Annotated in this window: 14 protein-coding genes; 9 read left to right on the forward strand and 5 right to left on the reverse strand. The window is 53.9% G+C overall.

The annotated features are described in order from the left end of the window. Window positions 1-281: 281 nt before the first annotated feature. The 3 genes from OSC10802_RS42170 (at window position 282) to rnhA (ending at window position 5975) form a co-directional block, all read left to right on the forward strand. Complete coding sequence (locus OSC10802_RS42170) at window positions 282-3425, forward strand: CHAT domain-containing protein (protein ID WP_017720115.1); 3144 nt, start codon at window positions 282-284, stop codon at window positions 3423-3425. Between the two features lie 203 nt (window positions 3426-3628). After that, the gene (locus OSC10802_RS42175; RefSeq protein ID WP_017720116.1) at window positions 3629-5071 is read left to right on the forward strand and encodes a hypothetical protein; all 1443 of its coding nucleotides are present in this window, start codon (window positions 3629-3631) and stop codon (window positions 5069-5071) included. Between the two features lie 49 nt (window positions 5072-5120). Then, entirely contained in the window at window positions 5121-5975 is an 855-nt protein-coding gene (rnhA, locus tag OSC10802_RS0128135; protein ID WP_017720117.1) for a ribonuclease HI, read from the forward strand. A gap of 133 nt (window positions 5976-6108) precedes the next feature. On the opposite strand, the gene cruG is transcribed toward rnhA, so the two are convergent. Both cruG and cruF read right to left on the reverse strand, forming a co-directional pair. Beyond that, on the reverse strand, window positions 6109-7308 hold the full coding sequence (gene cruG, locus OSC10802_RS0128140; RefSeq protein WP_017720118.1) for a 2'-O-glycosyltransferase CruG: 1200 nt from the start codon (window positions 7306-7308) through the stop codon (window positions 6109-6111). 329 nt (window positions 7309-7637) lie between these two features. After that, the gene (gene cruF / locus OSC10802_RS0128145) at window positions 7638-8549 is read right to left on the reverse strand and encodes a gamma-carotene 1'-hydroxylase CruF (RefSeq protein WP_017720119.1); all 912 of its coding nucleotides are present in this window, start codon (window positions 8547-8549) and stop codon (window positions 7638-7640) included. 363 nt (window positions 8550-8912) lie between these two features. Between cruF and OSC10802_RS0128150 the strand changes: the two genes are divergently transcribed. Beyond that, window positions 8913-10091, forward strand: coding sequence for a hypothetical protein (locus tag OSC10802_RS0128150; RefSeq protein WP_017720120.1), 1179 nt, complete (start codon window positions 8913-8915; stop codon window positions 10089-10091). 52 nt (window positions 10092-10143) lie between these two features. On the opposite strand, the gene OSC10802_RS55920 is transcribed toward OSC10802_RS0128150, so the two are convergent. Beyond that, window positions 10144-10278 (reverse strand): hypothetical protein, encoded by a 135-nt coding sequence (locus OSC10802_RS55920; protein ID WP_255349181.1) that lies wholly within the window; start codon window positions 10276-10278, stop codon window positions 10144-10146. 342 nt (window positions 10279-10620) lie between these two features. Between OSC10802_RS55920 and OSC10802_RS0128155 the strand changes: the two genes are divergently transcribed. The 5 genes from OSC10802_RS0128155 to glk all read left to right on the forward strand — a co-directional run bounded on the left by OSC10802_RS0128155 (window position 10621) and on the right by glk (window position 15947). Further along, entirely contained in the window at window positions 10621-12081 is a 1461-nt protein-coding gene (locus OSC10802_RS0128155) for an aspartate aminotransferase family protein (protein ID WP_155968485.1), read from the forward strand. Next, the gene (locus tag OSC10802_RS0128160) at window positions 12078-13055 is read left to right on the forward strand and encodes a zinc-binding dehydrogenase (RefSeq protein WP_017720122.1); all 978 of its coding nucleotides are present in this window, start codon (window positions 12078-12080) and stop codon (window positions 13053-13055) included. The genes OSC10802_RS0128155 and OSC10802_RS0128160 overlap by 4 nt, the downstream gene beginning before the upstream one ends. Before the next feature lie 9 nt (window positions 13056-13064). After that, complete coding sequence (gene hxpB / locus OSC10802_RS0128165; RefSeq protein ID WP_017720123.1) at window positions 13065-13760, forward strand: hexitol phosphatase HxpB; 696 nt, start codon at window positions 13065-13067, stop codon at window positions 13758-13760. A gap of 90 nt (window positions 13761-13850) precedes the next feature. Then, a complete protein-coding gene (locus OSC10802_RS0128170; RefSeq protein ID WP_232731768.1) occupies window positions 13851-14900 on the forward strand; it encodes a zinc-dependent alcohol dehydrogenase in 1050 nt (349 codons plus the stop codon). Between the two features lie 69 nt (window positions 14901-14969). Next, window positions 14970-15947, forward strand: coding sequence for a glucokinase (gene glk, locus OSC10802_RS0128175; protein WP_017720125.1), 978 nt, complete (start codon window positions 14970-14972; stop codon window positions 15945-15947). On the opposite strand, the gene OSC10802_RS0128180 is transcribed toward glk, so the two are convergent. Both OSC10802_RS0128180 and OSC10802_RS0128185 read right to left on the reverse strand, forming a co-directional pair. After that, a complete protein-coding gene (locus tag OSC10802_RS0128180) occupies window positions 15928-16971 on the reverse strand; it encodes a DMT family transporter (RefSeq protein ID WP_017720126.1) in 1044 nt (347 codons plus the stop codon). The genes glk and OSC10802_RS0128180 overlap by 20 nt on opposite strands. Before the next feature lie 431 nt (window positions 16972-17402). Beyond that, window positions 17403-18290, reverse strand: coding sequence for a nucleotidyltransferase domain-containing protein (locus OSC10802_RS0128185; protein WP_155968487.1), 888 nt, complete (start codon window positions 18288-18290; stop codon window positions 17403-17405). Window positions 18291-19041: the final 751 nt, after the last annotated feature.

Below are 19041 nucleotides of genomic sequence, written 5' to 3' on the forward strand. Positions count from 1 at the left end.
ATTGCAGCGAGATCGCAGACCCTGGAAGGCTTGCTTTTTCCAGTTTGAGCCGAGCCGCGAATCAGATGTCGCCCCCAAAATTGCCGGCAAAAAATTGTTAATTCCCTCTTGACAGAAGCCGGCATTTTGTCTAGAATGTAAGAGGGGGAATCTGTGGCCGCATAGAAGCTCAAAGTAGGGGTTGTGAGGGCCTTCCGGGGCCGGGCTCCAGTTCGAGAACGCACGCTCAAGAGGTTGTGCCTCTTCCTGGTTATATTAGAGGTGAAGCATAGAGGCATCAGATGCTAGGCAGTAGTTGGCACCGGCTGGTCAAATTTTTTCAGCAGCGGCTTCCAGCCCCCCCGTCTGTCAGCGGGATTAGGAGGGAGCGGCTGGCCTACTTTTTAAGCGAGGTCAGGTGGGATCGGCTCGATCGTTTGATAAGCCGGGATAGCGGGGCTAACCCCGCAGCGCCGGCAGCAGGAGAAATTAACCAGAGCGACACCGACTGTGAAACCCTGTTCATGGGGTTGCTGGATGGCGTGGCGGAGGGATGGGATCGAGAGCGCGCCGTCTCGTATTTGGGAGAGCGCAGCGAAGACAGCTCGCTGGTGAATTGGCTCAAGAGGTTTGGCAGGGACAGGTTGCTGCCGGAGCGGCAATCTCATCAGGAATTGGCGCGGCGGATGGTGCGGCTTAAGGAAATTGGCTGCGGGGAGTTGGGGGAAGTTGCAGGGGAATTAGGAGTTCGGCTTCTGGCGGGAGAAGCGGAAACAAACCTGGAAGAAACGCCGCAGCAACCGGACCGAGTTGCCGGCGAGAGCGAGGCAGAAGCTGGGGCAGAGGCGTCAGGTGCCGGTGATGCCAGCCGGCAGGAGCCAGATGCCAAAGAATGGTTTTATCGCGGCGTGCGGCAATACATGCAAGGGGATTTGCTGGGGGCGATTGCCGGCTGGGATAGAGCCATAGCATTAAAACCGGACTCGCACAAAGTCTGGTTAAATCGGGGCTTGGCGCTGTACAAGTTAGGGCGTTACGCAGAGGCAATTGCCAGCTTGGATCGCGCGTTGGCTATCGCTCCAGACTCGCAGAAAGCTTGGCAGAGCAGGGGTGAGGCGCTGAATAAAGCAGGGCGGTATGAAGAGGCTATTGCCAGTTGCCAGCGGGTGATTGCCACTAAACCGGACGGTCTGGAAGCGTGGGTTAACCTCAGCTTGGCGCTCAATCAAGAAGGGCGCTATGCAGAGGCGCTCGCCAGCGCCGATCGGGCGATAGCGATGAGACCAGACAGCTGCGAAGCCTGGACAAACCGGGGATTGGCGCTCAATAGCTTGGGGCGATATCAAGAGGCGATTGACAGTTTAAACCGCGCTGTCGATCTGCAACCAGACAGTCACGAAGCTTGGCACAGCCAGGGCGTTGCGCTGCAAAAAGCGGGACAGTATGAAGAGGCGATTTCCAGTTTCGACCGCGCCATTGAGATTAAACCAGATTTCTCCCTCGCCTGGATGAGTCGGGGCGATGCTGCAGGAAACTCACCCAGTTGCGATCTGCTGCTGGCGTTTATGAGTCCGGTTGCTGACCGCAATCCCGACTTGAACTTGCGCGGCTATGAAGGAAAGCTGGCAAGCTATCAAGAAGGATTGAAATATTGCGACCCAGACACACACCCGCAAGGCTGGGGGCTGCTGCATCACAAAATCGGTCAGGCTCATTACAGCCAAAGCCGGCAAGATTCACGCGCCTCGCAGTATTTGCAAGAAGCCCTCAGCAGTTATACTGAGGCGCTGAAAACTATTACAGAAAACGCCTTTCCCGAACTGCATCTGGAAGTCTTGCAAGATGTCAGCCGCACCTTCTTGGGGCTGCAGCAAACCGCAGAAGCGGAGAAATTGCTGCGGCGCTGTTCAGATTTGCTGCAGGGGTTGCTGGTCGATCCCAATCGCTCCAACTGGAGTAAAAAGCAGCTAGCGCTCAAATTTGCTGCGATCAATCAGCTGAAGGTAGATGTCTGCGTGGCGAAGGGCGATTTCGTGCGCGCGCTGGAACTCGCAGAAGGGGGGAAAAATACCTGTTTGAGCTGGCTGCTCTGGGTTGGGAGTTCCGGCGTGCCGGCGCTCAAGTACGCCCAAATTCAGGAACTCGTCAGCCCCACAACCGCTGCGGTTTGCTGGCACCTCAGCCCAGACGCCCTGCACACCTTTATTATTAAATACGGCGCACCGGCACCGCTGCTGCTGGCTTCCCTGCGAAGAAGCCGGTTTGCTGGAGAAACCGGCTTCCTGTCGCACAGCGAACGGCAGTTGCGGGAATTGCAAAGTTGGATTGAGGAGTGGGAAAAACAGTACGGCGACTCCGACGCCGGCACTGAAGGCGAACCGCTTCCCTCCTGGCGCGACTCACTCCCCGCCAGAATAAAACACCTGCGCCAAATCCTGAATATTCAAACCATAGAAGAGGCGATTGCCGGTGAGTCTGCGGGCGGCGGATCGGAGGGAAATGTCACCGGGCTGATCTTAATTCCCCACCGCGACTTGCACCGCTTCCCCCTGCACGCGCTGTTTCGAGACGGGCTCACCACCAGCTATTTACCCTGCGCTCAAATCGGGCTGAATTTGACCGCCGCCGCAGCCGCCTCACCCGCCCTTCCCCTCTCGAACGAGGGAACAGTGGGAGAGCAATCACCGGTATCTCCGGCGGGAGAAAATCAGGAAACCCTCCTCTGCGTTGAGCGCCCCGACAGCGAAAGCGACTCTCAGGAAAAACCGCTGCCAGAACTTCCCTTCGCAGCGGTAGAATCCGAATATATCTGCTGGCTTTTTCCCAACCGCAAGCGCCTCACCGCACAGGAAGCCACTCAGAAAGCCGTAGAGCAAGCCCTAGCAGACGGGTGCGATATCTTCCACTTTACCGGGCACACTTTCTCCAACTCCCTCAACCCTAGCCTCTCAGCTCTAGCCCTCACCGGCAAGCAGCGCCTGAACCTCGATAGCGTCCTAAAAATCGAGCTATCCCGCTGCCGGTTAGTCTGCCTTTCCGCTTGGCACAGCAACCTGACCGGCAGCCCCACTCTCACCGCCGAATATGCCGGTTTAACCAGCGCTTTTCTCAGCCGCAAAGTTGCCAGCGTCGCCAGCACTCTTTGGTCAGTGCAGTCGGATGCCAGCTTCTTAGTGATGGTCGAATTTTACCGCCGGCGGCGAGACAAATCCGACATTGAGGCGCTCAATGAGGCGGCGCGCTGGCTGCGGGAAGTCACCGCCGAAGAACTCCTCCAGTGGTATTCCCAGCTTTGGGCTGAATTGCCCGCCACTGAAAAGACTGTCATTCCTTTTATTATGACTGCTATCGAACAGCTCGAAGCAGCAATTAAAATAGATCCCACCCGCAAACCTTACGCTCATCCCTACCACTGGGCAGCGTTTACAATTTCAGGGAGAATCTGAGGGGGCTGGAGAGCAAAGATAATATTTAACCGCCCAGAGGCCAAGGACGCCAAGAAGGAAGAAGAAAGATGATATAATAAGATTGCAGGGTGCCGCCCTCTCGCACTTGGCATCCCCGTGGTAAAATAGCAGCAGGCTGCGTGACGCGCCGGCGTCGCCCACTAAAAGCCGGCCCAACCCTCAATTTCTGCGGTGGTTTTCGCATGAACCCACAGTCTCTGATCAATCCTGCCGTTGATTTGTTCCTGTACGACTTGCGAGACGGCTTAGGACAAGAAGCCAGAAGAACCGATTTAACCAGGCGGCAGTTTTGGCGAAAATTTGACCCCGAACTCGACGCCCAACTCAAGCAACTCGCTGAAGTTAACCCCCTGACGGAACAGACGAAACTGGAAGTCTCCGGTGAAATTTCCCTCGCCTTTCGCCAAAAGCTTGAGGAGTTAGCCGGCAGGGAGAACCCGGAAATCGATTTCGTCGAGCTCGACCGGCAGAAGTTTGCCGGCACCGAATCCGACGCTCACCCAGAGGGATATTATTGCGCCCTGCAGCTGGGAGACACCTACGCCCTTCGGGTGAGTGTTTCCGACGCCGAAAAGCGCCCGGTTGAGAGATTTAAAGAACTGAAAAAGCTCGCCGTCTCCCAAATCAATCACCACTCAGACAGTACAGAACTCGACGACAAAAAGCAAGGCACCTTGGGGCAAACCTGGCTCGTGTGGGGCGAACTGGCAGACAGCAGCCAAAATTCCCGAAAAGTGGCGGAAGAGTGCTTCAAGCAACTCACCCCCAACCCCAACTGGACCCCCGACTTCCGCGCCACCGGCAGTCTTGCCGGCGCAACAGTCTTTGAGTATTGGCACGCTCCCGCCAACTGGCTGCAGCCCTGGGATATCTTCAGCCGAGATCACTATCATCTGATAATATGCCTGTTTCCTTTTAGCGAGCTGACCGCAGACCGGCTGGAGCAAAAAAGAGCCTCCCTTTACTTCGATTTTACCAAACTTTTCAGCTACCGGCACAAAATCTTATGGGCGTACTGGAGCAGCCGGCTGCTGAAAAACGAACTGAAAACCCGCGCCCAGAAGATAAACGAAACCGTCGCCAGCCTAGAAGCCATCCACTCCCCCAACCTGAACCTCACAGACTTGCAGAAAGCCCTAACCCAATCCCTGCCATCCCTCTCAGCGTATGCCGGCGATTTAAACCGCCTGGAAGGCCACAGCCGCGCCCTAGAAATCAACCTAAAAAATTACCAAAAAAGGTTGCACAAACTGGAAACTGATGCTAAAATATCCTTAGGGATAATGAAAGACTTCGCCCAAACCGCCGAAGAGAGATACTGGCAGCAGCTAGAGATAGAGCGGGCCAGCCTGAAATCCCTATTGACCCAACTGGCAAATCTGGCAGTTCCCATCAGGAGCGCCATCGAAATAGAGCAAACAAAAGCCGCTCGCGAACTCAACCTCACCGCAGCGATTGCCAGCACCGGCATAGCCGTGAGCGCCGTCACCGCCACCGCAATTGCAGCCGGTCAGCCCCCTCCAAAAAACACTGCCCTCACCCACTCCCCAGCCTTCCTGTGGGGCATTGCCCCCATAGCGCTCGCCATGCTAACTTTAGTAACACTGCGCCTAATTTCTCGCTAAACCTCCCCTCTTCCTTGGCGCTCCTTCACGGGGGCGGTTAAAATAATCTATGCCCTCCCCCACAAAAATCCAAAGCATCTACACCGATGGAGCCTGCACCGGCAACCCCGGACCCGGCGGCTGGGGAGTCGTCATTTGCTACGACGACGGCTCCATCCGAGAACTCGGCGGACGAGAGCCCAAAACCACCAACAACCGCATGGAAATGCAAGCCGCCATTGCCGCCCTAGAATTCCTCAACAGAGCCGGTCACAACGAACCCATCACCCTCTACACCGACAGCGAATACCTGAAAAACGGCATCACCCAGTGGATTAAAGGCTGGAAAAAGAAAAACTGGATAAGCTCCACCGGCAAACCCGTCCTCAACCAAGACCTGTGGGAAACCCTCGACCGGCTCAACTCCCGACAAATCCAGTGGCAGCACGTCCGAGCTCACGCCGGCAACTTTTATAACGAACGCTGCGACGCCATCGCCCGCGCCTTCTCCCTCGGGCAGACCCCATCCCTCAAAAAGCCGCCAGAGGCCGGTGCCCTTAGTTTAGCACTCACTGACGGCGCTGTTAACAAAACGATACAATCCAATTTTACACTCACTGACTTTTCCCCCTCGGATGTGGCCATGACGGACTCGAATGCCCCCCTAACTGCTGAATCCCCCGAAAGTTTACCTCGCGAAGTCAGGGTCACTCAACTGCGCGATTTAGTAGAAACCCTGCGCATCGCCGATGAAATCGCCGCAAAACGCTATTTGATCACCAGCTCTGAACTCGCAGATTTGATGGATGTCAACGCCAGCGCCGTCACCAGCCGGGGCGACAACTGGGTCTGGCGCAACTGGATTGTGTCGCGAGTGCGGCGCGAGGGAAACCAAATTCTCTGGCAGCTTGAACGAGTGGATTAAATTCTCGTTTCTGGCTCTCATACCAATTTTGGATTTTGGATTTATACCGTTTCTCAGATTAGTGAGGTACGGAGAAACCCGGTTTCTTACAGAAACCGGGTTTCTGGGGCATAGTTCACCCAACTGAGAAACGCTATATCCAAAATTGGGATCGCCCATAATTTCGCCCGCGCCACTGAGTCGGTCGCCTGATAGCAGAGAGAAAAATTCGCAGCACCGCCAGCGGGTCCGCCAGAGGAGAGAGCCAGAACACCCAGCCGGCGCGAGCTTGAGTGCGGTCATAAGACGGGGCGATGGCAAAATTCAAAGCAAACCGAACCGCCAGCAGAAATAGATTCAACTCTAATAAGAAGACAGGGGGAGAGGGGGAAAAAGAGAGCTCTGGAGACAGCAGAAAACTGAGGGCGACCGGCACAGGCATTCCCTGAACCGCCAGAAGCAGCCACAAATCGCCCCAAATCTGTCCCGGGGAGGAGGCGTCCTTGAGGTCGAGCGAGCGCCCCCACTCCCGCCAAGTCTCAGCTGCGCCCTCATACATCCGCACTTTCAGCAGCTTCGCCCCATCCAAGAAGCCGACCTTAAATCCCTGCGCCGCTGCGTTCCGCGCCAGCGTCACGTCATCGCAAAAGGAACTGCTAGCGCTGCTGTAGCCGCCCAGCTGCGCCAGAACCGACCGGCGCGTCAGGAAACACTGGCCATTGGCCATCACCCGTTCCGGGCCGCTGCTGGGAGTGCCGGTGGGGCCAAAGCGGTAGACGAGGGTGAGCAGGAGTGCCGGTTGCAGCCACAGCTCACCCGGATATTTGAGTATAAATTGGGGAGAGAGCGAAACCATGTCATAGTTTTCCGCCTGAGCAGTTTTTATTAAAGCCGCAGCTAAACGGGGATGGGGCTGGGTGTCGGCATCAATGCCCAGAACCCACTGACTCGCCTCGGAACTGTGCGTGAAGCCGGTGTGCAGCGCCCAGGGGCGGCCCACCCAGCCCGGCGGCAAAGGGCCGTCCTCAATTAAGCGAAACCGGGGATCTCTGCTGCCGGCAGCTTTGACGAGTTCCTGGGTGCCGTCTTGCGAGCGGCTGTCCACGACAATAATTTCCCGGACTTCGTAGCTCTGCCGGGTCAGGCCGGCCAGTGTTGGGCCAATTCGCGCTGCCTCATTGAGGGTGGGGACGACTACAGTGACTGCGCCCAGCAAGTCTGGGGCTGCCGGTTGGGGTTCTACGGGAGGCTTGCGGCTGGGCCCTTTGAGCAGCCGCGACAGTAAAATAGCGACTGCCGGCAGTTGAAGCAGCAGCAATCCCAGGGCTAATTCACTTGTTAGTGTCTCAGTCAATTGTGTGCGAGGGGGGTGATTTTATGTGTGAGCAAATATAGAGCGTGAAAGCTGAGAAACCGGGTTTCTGAAACAATACCGGTTTCTAGCCACTAGGTTTCAAGCGCTTCCGTTAACAAAAGAGAGAGAATTTCACAAATCATTTAGAACTGCTCTGGAGGGCGGGTCAAGTGTTGGGTTTCGGGGTTGAGAAACCGGGTTTTTTTGTTACGAGACACCCGGTTTCTGGGGTGACTTGACCTGAGCGCTAGGTGGGGGGGTGGCTTGTGCGAGTCCCGAGGGACGGAAATTCCAGCCCCCGCCACACCCGGGCGGGCGAGAGCCACAATTTACAGGGGTGCCACCGGAATTTTAGTATTGAGGACGGGGGCTTTGTCAGGAGCGGTGGCGGCGGGAGCCGGTTTGGCCACCCACCAGAGAGCCACGGCGGGAACCACGCCCAGCAGCACGCTCAGGGCGGTGGGAATCCAGAACCGGGTGTCCAGAGCGACTACGGTGATAATGGCACCGAAGGCAAAGTTTACCAAATAAACGGTGAGGGGTAAATTCAGCTGCCGGCGAGACAGGGCAACCGGTGTCTTGCCCCACAGGAAGGCTGCCACGGTCATAAACACTGCGCCGGTGCCCAGCCACCCCGCCAAGTTGCGGTAGGGCATGCCAAAGAATGCGCCGGTTTCCTGAAATTCCCAGAACGGAAAGGCGGTTTGGCTCATCGCTGGGTCGAGCACGAAGTCCCAGGCGGTGAGGAGCACGGCACTCAGGGCAACCGCGCCAATTTGGCGCGCCCAACCGGGGAGGCTGGTTTTATCCAAACCGGCACGGGCGAGAAGATAGCACGCTAGTCCGACATAAAACCAAGATAGGGGAATGGTGAAGGGCACCAAACCGGCAATTTTATAGCCCAAGCCGCTCAGGTAGTGGTAGTGGCCAAAGGGAAAGCCGGTGCTGGTCCCCAGCAGTTCGCTGCTCAGAGACAGGAAAACCGCCGGCACCATGAACGTCAGCCACAGCCGCAGCCCCAGCTGCCGGTAGGCATAAATCGCCACCGCTGCCGCGCCCAAGACGATATGGACTACCCCACCCCCAGCCATCCCCCACCGGAAAAGGGTCTGGCCCGATGGCGGTAAGTTGACGATAAATTCCGGATGGGGCAGTACCAGCAGCAGCCCAGCCAGTCCAAAGGCCATTGCCGCAATATGGCCAATCAGGCAGGAGCGCTCGGCAGTCATCAGTAGCTTCATGAAACTCCTTAAACAAATATGAAATTGGCATAGCGCTTCTTATAAGTTTACAAATGTTTATGAAAAATCTCTTTGCCAGGGGAGGGTTTGTTCCAGATTTTCTGCTATTGCTGGCGCGATCCTTGCTCGGGAGCCGGGGAGCGGCGGGCTGTGCGGAGAAATTTAAGCTTTACCCCTTGACAGGAATATCCTTTTGCCTTATATTCGCGCGAAGCGTCTGCCGGTGACTATTCCCGGGCATCCGGACGTGACCGCGAGGTAATAGACTAAACCAAGGCAAGGGCCGCCGATGTTAGCTCACCGGGAAAGGATGGGGATTGTTGGGCGGCTCGTGTAAACTATTTGGAGAATTGGGTAAAGGCTGTGGCGATCGCAGAAGCTGTGGGAATTAGTGTGGGAGCGGCTGCCCTCTTGCTGGGAGCAGGTGGGCTGGCCCTAGAGTGGCAGTACCGCCGGCGTCCGGGTAACGATCTGGAACTGACTCCGGGGGACTGGAAACTGGAGGAAACCGAGCCTGACCGGTATCTGCTAGTGGGACTGATGGAGTTCCGCAACCGGACGAAGAGCTTGGAGATTATGCTGCCGTCGGTGACTGTAGATGTGAGCCTGCTGTCCAAAGGCAGTCTGGAGGGCGTGAAAACCCGCACCAAAGTCGTCCCCCTGCACAAGGAGGAACCGGCACGAGACGATGACTACTGGTTTGCCTACATTGTCAAGACGGGCAAAACCACTCAAATGAAAGTGGCCGTCGAGATTAAAGGGCCAGACCTCAGCCTGGTGCACACCGCCTGGATTCGGGTCAGCTATGTTACCTATGGGCCAGGGGGGCGAGTCCCCAAGGTGCGCCATGTGGTGGTTCCCCTGAAATATCCGGATGCCAGCGTTCCGGGGAGGTGGCGCACGACGCCCGTCGCCGACGTGATGCCGGTGAAAACCCACTTGCTCACAGAACTCGACTCGCCGGCAGAAATTGTCAACCGCTATGTATTGCCCCACGCCCAAAAAGGGGATATCGTCACCATTGCCGAGTCGCCGGTGGCCATCATGCAGGGCCGGTTGATCGACCCCACCACCATCAAGCCCGGATTTGTAGCCAAACGGCTGTGCTATTTCTTCATGCCAACCTCCAGTTTGGCGACAGCTTGCGGGATGCAGAGTTTGGTGAATATTGTGGGGCCAGTGCGGGTAATATTCGCATTTGTGGTGGGGACAATTGCCAAAGTCCTGCTGCGCAAACCGGGAGTTTTTTACCAGCTGGCCGGTGAGCAGGCAAGGCTAATAGATGACGTTACCGGCACCCTGCCGCCCTACGACCAGTTTATCGTTCTCGGACCAGAAAATCCCCAGCAAGTGGTGGAAGAAATTAAAGAAAAGACGGGACTGTCTGCAGCGATTGTCGATGTAAATGATTTGAAAGCGGTTAAGATATTGGCTGCGACTCGTGATATTACACCGGCGATTCTGGAGGAAGCCTTAAGGAGCAATCCCGCTGGGAATGCTAACGAGCAAACGCCGGTGGTGCTGATTCGTCCTAATCCGTAGCCGGCTAAAAAATATTAGAAACCGGGTTGCTGTGAAATCAACCCGGTTTTTTTTATCCGAGGCGAGCTAGGGCTTGAGCGCGAAATGGATGGATAGCAGACCGGCAGCCGGCGCAACTAGCCTGACTGGCAGCTGGTGTCAGCCCCAATCTGAGCGTGGCCCGAAATTCTCCAGCAGCTGTGGTCAACTGTCAGCCTCCTGCCGGTGCTGGGTGAGGCTAGCTGGGAGGGGCATCATGTCAGGTCAATAGCTGTTGGAGCTAGCTGCCGCACTCCTCCCCTGCAATAAGAATTGTAAATTTTACTTAGAGCTGCTTTACAAGTGGATAAGCATGTTATAAGCTTCTCTTTACCTTCAGAAAGCGATTGAATCACGCTTTCTGAAGGCAGGCACGAAAAAAGCTAGGGAACAGGAAATGAGTCAAGAGCAGCATATACGTTACCCTTCACCCGGAGAGCCACTAGAGCTTGATAAACTCATCGATGGAAGCTTAGAGCTACACCCACTGGCAGAAGGAACCAACACTGCAATGAGCGGGCGGGCAGGGGAGCGGACAAAAGCAGCTACGGGGGAGCAAAAACTGACAGCAGTACCTGAAGTTAGCACAGAGGATCTTCGGGCAATCGATCGGGAATACCTCTGTTGGGGAGACACTGTTCACTATCAGGAGAAGCCCATCATCGTCAGCGGTTGCCAGGGAGGGTTGGTTTTCGACAGCGATGGCAACACATACATCGATATGGGAATGTGGCACTCAAGCTGCAATTTCGGGTATCGAAATCCAGAAATAGAATCGGAAGTGTGCAGACAGCTAGGCACGCTGCCCCAAGCCTGCGGAGACTTCCTGCACCGGGAAAAATTGCTGGTAGCCAAAGAAGTAGTCGATGCCATTTATGAAAGGACGGGCGTAAAAGGTCGGGTATCCTTTAATGTCGGCGGCTCTCTCGTAGTGGAAGACGCGCTGAAAATCATCCGGAAAAACACGGGAAAAAATAAGGTTGCCGTGATGATGGGCGCTTACCACGGTCGCTCCCTCAGCACGCTGTGCCTTTCCAGCAGCCACCGCTACCGGCAGTATTTTAATGAATTTCCAGAGCGGGCGATTATGTTCCCGTTTGCTAACTGCGCTCAGTGTTTCTACGAAAAAGAAAGAGACACCTGCGATTTATACTGCGCCCGCATGATCCGCAAGGCTTTTTCTAATGAATATTACGGAATAGCGAGCGCCACCAGTTCGGAGATTGGGGCCATTGTGGTAGAGCCTTGCCAGGGGCGGGGCTACACAATCCCGCCGAAAGATTTTTATCGCAATTTCACCGGCGAAATGCAAGAGCGCGGGATTCTTATCCTGGACGACGAAATCCAAGTTGGCATGTACCGCACCGGCAAATTGTTTGCCTTCGAGCACTTTGGATTTGTGCCAGACATTATTACTCTGAGCAAGTCGTTCACGAATGGATTGAGTCCAGTCAGCTTAGTGTGGGCTAGAGCAGATTTGGTAGATCCAGAAGTCTTCACTCCGGGACACGCGCACAGCAACTTTGCCAATCACCCACTGGGCACTGCAGCCGCACTGGCATCCTGGCGCTACATGATGGCCCAGGACTACGAAACTTCAGTGCCAGCGAAGGGTTCCTACTTTCTTGCCAACCTGCGCGAACTGCAAGTGCGCCATCCATTTGTTGGGAGCGTGGATGGGTTGGGACTGCTTTTGAACATGGTTTTTGCCGATGAAAAGGGTGTCCCCTATCGCAATTCCGCCCAACTGGCAGCGGAGATCGCCCAAGAGAGCGATTTTACCTACAAGGGAAAGAGTTGGCGGATGATTCTCCAAATCGGCGGATACGACCTCAACGTCCTGAAGTTTGCGCCCTACCTCGACATCAGCTACGAAGAAATTGACTGTGCCATTGCCGTTCTCGATCAAATTCTGGAGAAACTCGGTCTGATGCTTTCTTGCCAATCCGTCGCTTCAGGAGGTGTCCGTTGAAAGCCGCAGTTCTGTACGCAGCCAATCAGGTAGAAATCCGCGATGTTCCCGCACCAGGGAATGTTCGAGACGGAGAAGTCATTGCCGATGTAGAATTTGTCGGAATCTGCAAAACAGACCAGCAGCTTACAGCGGCGGGGTTGGACTCAGAGCGCATCCTGGGTCATGAGGTGGTCTGCAAACTGCCCGACGAAAAAGGTTATTTCGCGCTCAATAACGAGATTTCCTGCGGTCGGTGCACCTATTGCCTGGAGGGACTCACCAGTCACTGCCTCGATTTGCAGGAGCTCGGCGTCAACAGCGACGGTGGCTACGCCCAAAAAATTCGCGCCCCCAAGAAGTCCTTGCACCCCTTTGATTTCCAAAATCCTGCTTTGGGGGTGCTGATCGAGCCTTTAAGCTGTGCGTTTCGGGGAGTCGGGCGCATTGAGGCTGCTATCAATTTACTGCCGGTATCGCGACCGGCAACTCTGATAATTGGCGGCGGACTTTCGGGGGCGCTCATTGCATACCTGCTGACTCATTCTCCCAGCTTTGAAGGGAAAATTTCCCTGTACGATATCTCGGAAGCACCGCTTCTTTGGGCGGAGAATTTGAAGCTCGATCGGGTTGAAGTGCCAGAGCCAGACAAGGCGCACTTGGTCGTCGAGTGTTCCGGTTCGCCAGACGGTCTGGCCACGGCGCTGGGTGCGGTGCGCAAAGCAGGTGTGGTCTGCATTTATGGCGTTCCCAAACCAGGGATTCCTTTACCTGTTTCCCCACACGAACTCTTCATGCGGGAAATTACGGTGTTCACCTCTTTCGCCGGTGCCACAGACAAAACTGTGACGGCAGCCATTGAGTGCATCAAGCGCGACGAAGCATTCTTTGAAGGACTGCTGGGCCGGCTGATTCCGCTGGAGAAACTTCCGGAGGAATTGACTTCTTGGAGTCCACAACCCGGTACGCGCACCGTTGTTGACATGAACGCTTGAGGAGCTGTAATGCTGGACAGGGCTGCAATTTTCGATATGGACGGCTTGCTGATCGACAGTGAGCCTTTGTGGTGCACAGCAGAAGTGGAAATCTTCAACGATTTGGGGGTTCCCCTGCAAGAGAGTATGTGCTCTCAAACAATGGGGCTGCGTACCGATGCGGTCGTCAGTTATTGGTACGCTCAATTCCCGTGGACTGGTTGCAGCCAGTCCGCCGCAGCCGAACGGATCGTCAGTCGGGTCAGCGAACTTGTGGCGACTGTGGGACAGCCTATGCCTGGTGCCGTTGAAGTGGTGCAACTGTGCCGGAGGATGGGCTTGCCTTTGGCTTTAGCCACTTCATCCTCAATGCGTCTGGTTCACTCCGCACTCAACCGGCTCGGTTTGCAAGACGCCTTTGATGTTTTAAATTCTGCGGAAACAGAGGAATTTGGGAAACCGCACCCCGCCGTGTATCTGACGACCGCACGCCGCCTGGGGGTGCTTCCTGTGCAGTGTGTTGCCTTTGAAGACTCTGTTCGCGGCATGATGAGTGCTAAAGCAGCGGGTATGCGATGCATCGCTGTTCCAGCAGCTGAGGAACGAGATAACCCCAAATTTGCCGCAGCAGATGCGATCCTAGATTCACTCGAACGGATCGATCGGGCGTGGTTCGAGAAATTCTTAACCGAATCTTCGCCCCGCTCAGTACAGACAAAGCTTTGAGTGAAAGCGGTTCGCACTGCCACCGTCCGGCAAACTGCGACCGCATTTTCCAGAGCGATCAGCCCGTTGAATTAGAGATTGGAATTAGTCATGACAACCATGATGGCTGCGGTCTGGTACGGGCCAGGCCGTGAGAATTTTCGCTTAGAGTCCGTGAGCCGACCTGACCCCGGACCGGGCGAAGTCCTGATCAAAGTCCGCAAGTGTTTTTTTTCTGCTATGCACGTCCGCGCCATCCAGGTGGGTCACGTCAAGCACAAGCCTCCAGAAATTTTTGGCCGCATGCTGGCAGGAGATGTTGTTGCTGTGGGGACGGGTGTCTCCCGCATCCGAGAGGGAATGCGCGTCACCGTTAACCCAGAAAGACCTTGCGGGGAGTGTTTTTACTGTCAGGTGGGAGAGGCGGGACACTGTGTCAAACCGACAGTGTTACGACCGGGTGGCATGGCGGAATTTGTCTGCGTTCCGGCTGCCCTTTCTGGTGGCATCTTTGAACTTCCCCCATCAGTTTCTTATGAGGATGGCGCGTACACGGAAACACTCGCCTGCATTCTGCAAGGGATGGCCTTGTCCAACATCGGTTTGTCCGATTGCGTCGCTATTATCGGTTCGGGAGGCGTGGGGCTGACGTTCGTTCAGCTAGCACGAATGCGAGGCGCTACTAGGATTGTCGTCGCTGGCAAGTATGACGATTCCCTGCAACAGGCGTCAGCCTTGGGCGCATCCCGCACCGTCAATGTCACCCGCGAGTCTCTCGCGGATGTGGTGATGGCGCAGACGCAGGGTTACGGCGCTGATACGGTTATCGAAGCTGCGGGATCTGCTGAAACCTACGAACAGGCACTGACCCTTCTGCGCTGTGGTGGCACTGCAGTGTGTTTCGGTGGCACACCCCCTGGAACGAAATTTCAGGGAGATCCAAATTTGATTCACTATCGGTCGCTCAAGATTTACGGCAGCTATCGATACATTCCCGATCATTTCCGAAGAGCGCTGGAACTGATCTGCACCAAACAAATCGATCTCCGGCCCATCATCACTCACTCCGTCCCGTTCTCGAAGCTGACATCCAATGCCGTCGATATCTATTGCCAGCCAAATTGCCGGGCACTGGTCATCGACATGGCGGAAGATGCCTGACTGTCTTGCAGCGCTCACCCGCTCTAATCTGTGGTAGGATCGTAAGTTGTAAAGCAAATAGGAATTAGGATGATTCTGGCAGGTGATATAGGGGCGACTAATTGCAGGCTGGCCGTGTTTGACAGCAACCTCTCAGCAGTCGCTCAGGGTTTTTACAAGTGCAAGGATTACAGCAGCTTTGAGGAGGTGGTCCGCCATTTTCTCCAAACCTGCGAGCATCCGATTGAAAGCGCTTGTTTTGGCGTCCCCGGGCCGGTGATAGAGGGCCGGTGCAAGCTGACGAATGTGCCTTGGGAGGTGAGCGCGGCAACTCTGGCTGAAGTGACGGGCAGTCCTGTGACTTTGCTAAACGATGTGGAAGCCAATGCCTACGGGTTGGAAACCTTGCGGGATGACGAGTTAGTGACGCTAAATGCCGGCAGCAAATTGCCCGGGGGGAATCGGGTTGTCGTGGCAGTTGGTACTAGCGTGGGAGAAGCTGCCCTCATAGATGTGGGAGGTCGAATCCATGCGCTCGCTTCAGAAGGCGGACACGCCGATTTCGGTCCATTCGATGAAGAGCAGTGGCAACTTCTCCGTTACACTCAGCGCCAATACCAGCGGGTTAGCTATGAAGTCCTTCTGGGCGGTCAAGGTTTGGTGCAAATCTACAATTTCCTTCGCGACAGCGGTTACGGTGTCACCCCCGAGTGGCTGGAGCAAGAGATGCAAAATGGAGAGCCGGCTGCTAGTATCAGCAACGCCGCTCTCAGCGGCCAATGCCAGCTCTGCGTGCGAGCACTGGATATGTTTGTATCTATCTTAGCCGCAGAGGCAGGCAATGCCGCCGTGAAGTTTTTGGCCACAGGGGGTGTCTACTTGGGTGGGGGCATTTCGCCCCGAATTCTGGACAAGCTGCACCAACCGATTTTCCTGGAGAATTTTGTTAATAAAGACAAGATGCGCAACTTTTTGCAGTCTGTCCCTGTCTATGTGATTCTCAACGATGGGGCCGGTTTACAGGGTGCAGCTTGGTACGCTAAAAGAGCTATTTCTTCTGTGGTGTGATCCCTAAATCTTCTCCATCTTCTGCAAGGACAGGTATTGGAGAAGATTTTGTCTCCCCTACATCTTCCTCTTCCTCTGACGCCTTATCAGAGCCTTTTCCAGTTTTCGCCAGATATATCCCCTCTAGAATTAGGGCCAAACTCAACAAGTTGAAAAAACTTAAGGTTTCCGAAAATATCAGCCAGGCAAGAATAGCGACAATTACCGGATCGAGCAACAGGAATAAGGAAACAAACCCTGAAGAAAAGTGCTTGAGGCTGTAGACGACTAATCCGTGACCTAACGCTTCGCAGATAGCCGCTAGGCAAATCACTGCTACCCATCCTGACCAAGAAATCGGGAAAATTTGATCTTCAAAAAGTAGCACTAGGGGGATCATCAACAAAGTCCCAATCAAGCACCGCCACACGAGTACAGTTGTTACTGAAAACTTTTGTCCAATCTGTTCTATGATTAAGAAGTTGGCGGCATAGAATAGACTTGATGTTAGGGCTACAGCGTCACCTGTTAAGCTATTCGTCGATTCTAATAGGTCTGACAGTCCTAAAGAACTCGCTCCTACTACGGCCAAGGCCATGCCAATCAGAAATCGGCGGTCAAAATTTTGATTGAATAGCAGCCACCCTCCCAGAGTGGTAAATATGGGGGTGAGACTTCCCAGAACATTAGCATTAGCGGCACTCGTTTGAGTTAGCGACCAAGTCCAACAAAATCGGCCCAGTAGATGAACTATACCTACGGCGAGTAAAAGCACTATATCTCTAATTTCGTAACCCTGCTGTGGCACAGGTTGGACTTCTGACACTTGAGTGCGTGCTTGCTTCAGTCCACTCCACGCCCCAAAGATAAGAGTGGCCAGCCACAGCCGATTGAATAATGTCGCATTGACGCTGATTTCTCTAACAGAAATCTTGATAAAAATTGCTGTTAGAGATAGAGCTACTAAGGCGATCGTTAAGAAGACTAGCGCCCTGGACTTTGAGATATTCTCTTCTGGGGCCCATGCCAGCCTGTTAAATGTCATAGATTTGCGCTACAGTGCTTGTACATAATAATCGTAGCGGATAGTGTGCGGTATGTCAAACCTGATGCCAGAATTTCGGTGTGAGATTGACGAACTAGAGACGGACAAGAGAGAAAATCATCTGACTGGGCCTTCAAATTCAAAGTTTGGCCCAAAAAAACAATCGCAGACGGGGCTTGACGGCGACAAGTTTGCACTACCTTATGTACATTAGCTGTGTGTTTTTACCGCGTGCTTGAACGGCTTTATTCAGCGAAATATACCAGAAATTTACGACGCATACGGGGCAGATGCTGTCGAATAATTCGCCTTTTAGTACAGCAAAAGTTTTCTATCAGCTTTGTAAGAAAAGGGGGACAAGGAGACAGCGGAGAGAAAACTAATCGGCTATTTTTCGCAACTCACTCGACAGCTCACTCGACAGCTCGCCTCTAGGCTAATTCACCTGAGGGAGTGAGCAGTCCTTCTGCTATTAAGAATTCATCCAGACGGTCAATCAGGGCATTCGCTCGGTCGAGCAAATCTGAATGGCCGGCATTTACCGAAGTGGCTTTTAGCAAACTCTCAAGCTGCTCTTCAAAATTGCAGGGAGATTTTTGACAGAGAGTTTTCACGAATTCTACCAAGCGTTTTTCTCCAGGATGGGGGACAGAGTTAACGGCAAAGATAATATCAAAATAACTCGCCAGTAACGCGGCTGTTCGATGATTAATGCTCGCCCAATCATGGCGCTCTAGTGCCAACTCTAACTGGTGCAGGTAGCAGGAGATATTTTTTCGTAAAATCGGATAATTTTTCGCGACTATCGCTTTTCTCAAGGGGTCTGGATAGGGTTGCCTAGCCCCTTGAAGCAGTCCCTCAAACCATCCCATTCTATCAAATAAGGGCAGGGAATGCAACACATTAAACCAAAAACACGTCGTATAACCCACTTTTGCCTGATGTTTGACTAAGACGCAATCAAGTTGCTCCTCAATCCAACTTGTACTCCGATACATGATATCAATACCCCGTCCAGACTGGGTATGTATCCATTCATCGCCAGGCTCCCAAAATAGGTTGTTAATTTCAAAGCGCTCGGCAAAATCTCTGGCAATTTCGGCTCTTGTCTCTACCGGAATTTCTTCGGCAATATAAACATAAAAATCTAAATCGGATAAATTGTCTGATACTAGGCTGCCTTGAGAGCCGGCCAAGACAACCGCTAAGACTTGGGGTAAGCTACTAAACCTGGCAGCTATGTTTTCAGCTAGACTGGTAATCTCACCATCCATATTACAGATATTTTGACTTGGATTAAGGGTTCCTTTCGCCATCATTTTTTGTTCCTGAATAACTCGGGATAATTTTAATCAAAACTGCCTTTTTGATCTCCATTTGTCCAAATCGACATTTGGAAAATACACACCTAATACACACCTAATTTACCGGCTACCTTTTGAACACACCAGCTGACTTTGGATGGAGCGGATTCCCTCCCCTACCTTTTGGGACGCTCTCAGGTGGATGGAAACAATCATAACTTAAAGCATTTGCTCTAACAAGCGGAAGTTTACAAAACTTAATATTATCTGGCTTCACAATGCCAAGGTGAGGCAATCCAAACGGGAACCTCTAAGCTAGAGGTTGCTTACTGCGCTCAGATTCAAGGATCTGGCTCGTCTGCCGAAGTTGACCTGATATTTGGAAATGACCGCGGGTGAGTGAGAGGGCCACAGGATGGCCCATGAGCAGCTCGGCGGGCCAGCGTTGGTGGGCGCGAGCGCGGGCAGAAGTCGTTGATTGTCTCTATAGCTCAAGGTATCACCCCACCCACAAACAGGGGATATGGTCACCATTGCCGAGTCGCCGGTGGCCATTATGCGAGGCCGGTTTATCGACCCGACAGCAGTCTAGCCCGGATTTGTGGCCAAACACCTGTGCTAAGCTAACTGTAGTTGCTACCTACAAGTGCAAGCATCTAGATCCCCACAAGTGTTGAATCTTAACAATTCGACATAAAAAAAGCGCCCAAAACGTGCTATGATTTGGGCTACGGTCAAATCAATCCTGTTAATAACCTGTGCTCAA

Source organism: Kamptonema formosum PCC 10802 (assembly GCF_000332335.1).
Classification (GTDB): Bacteria; Cyanobacteriota; Cyanobacteriia; order Cyanobacteriales; family Oscillatoriaceae; genus Oscillatoria.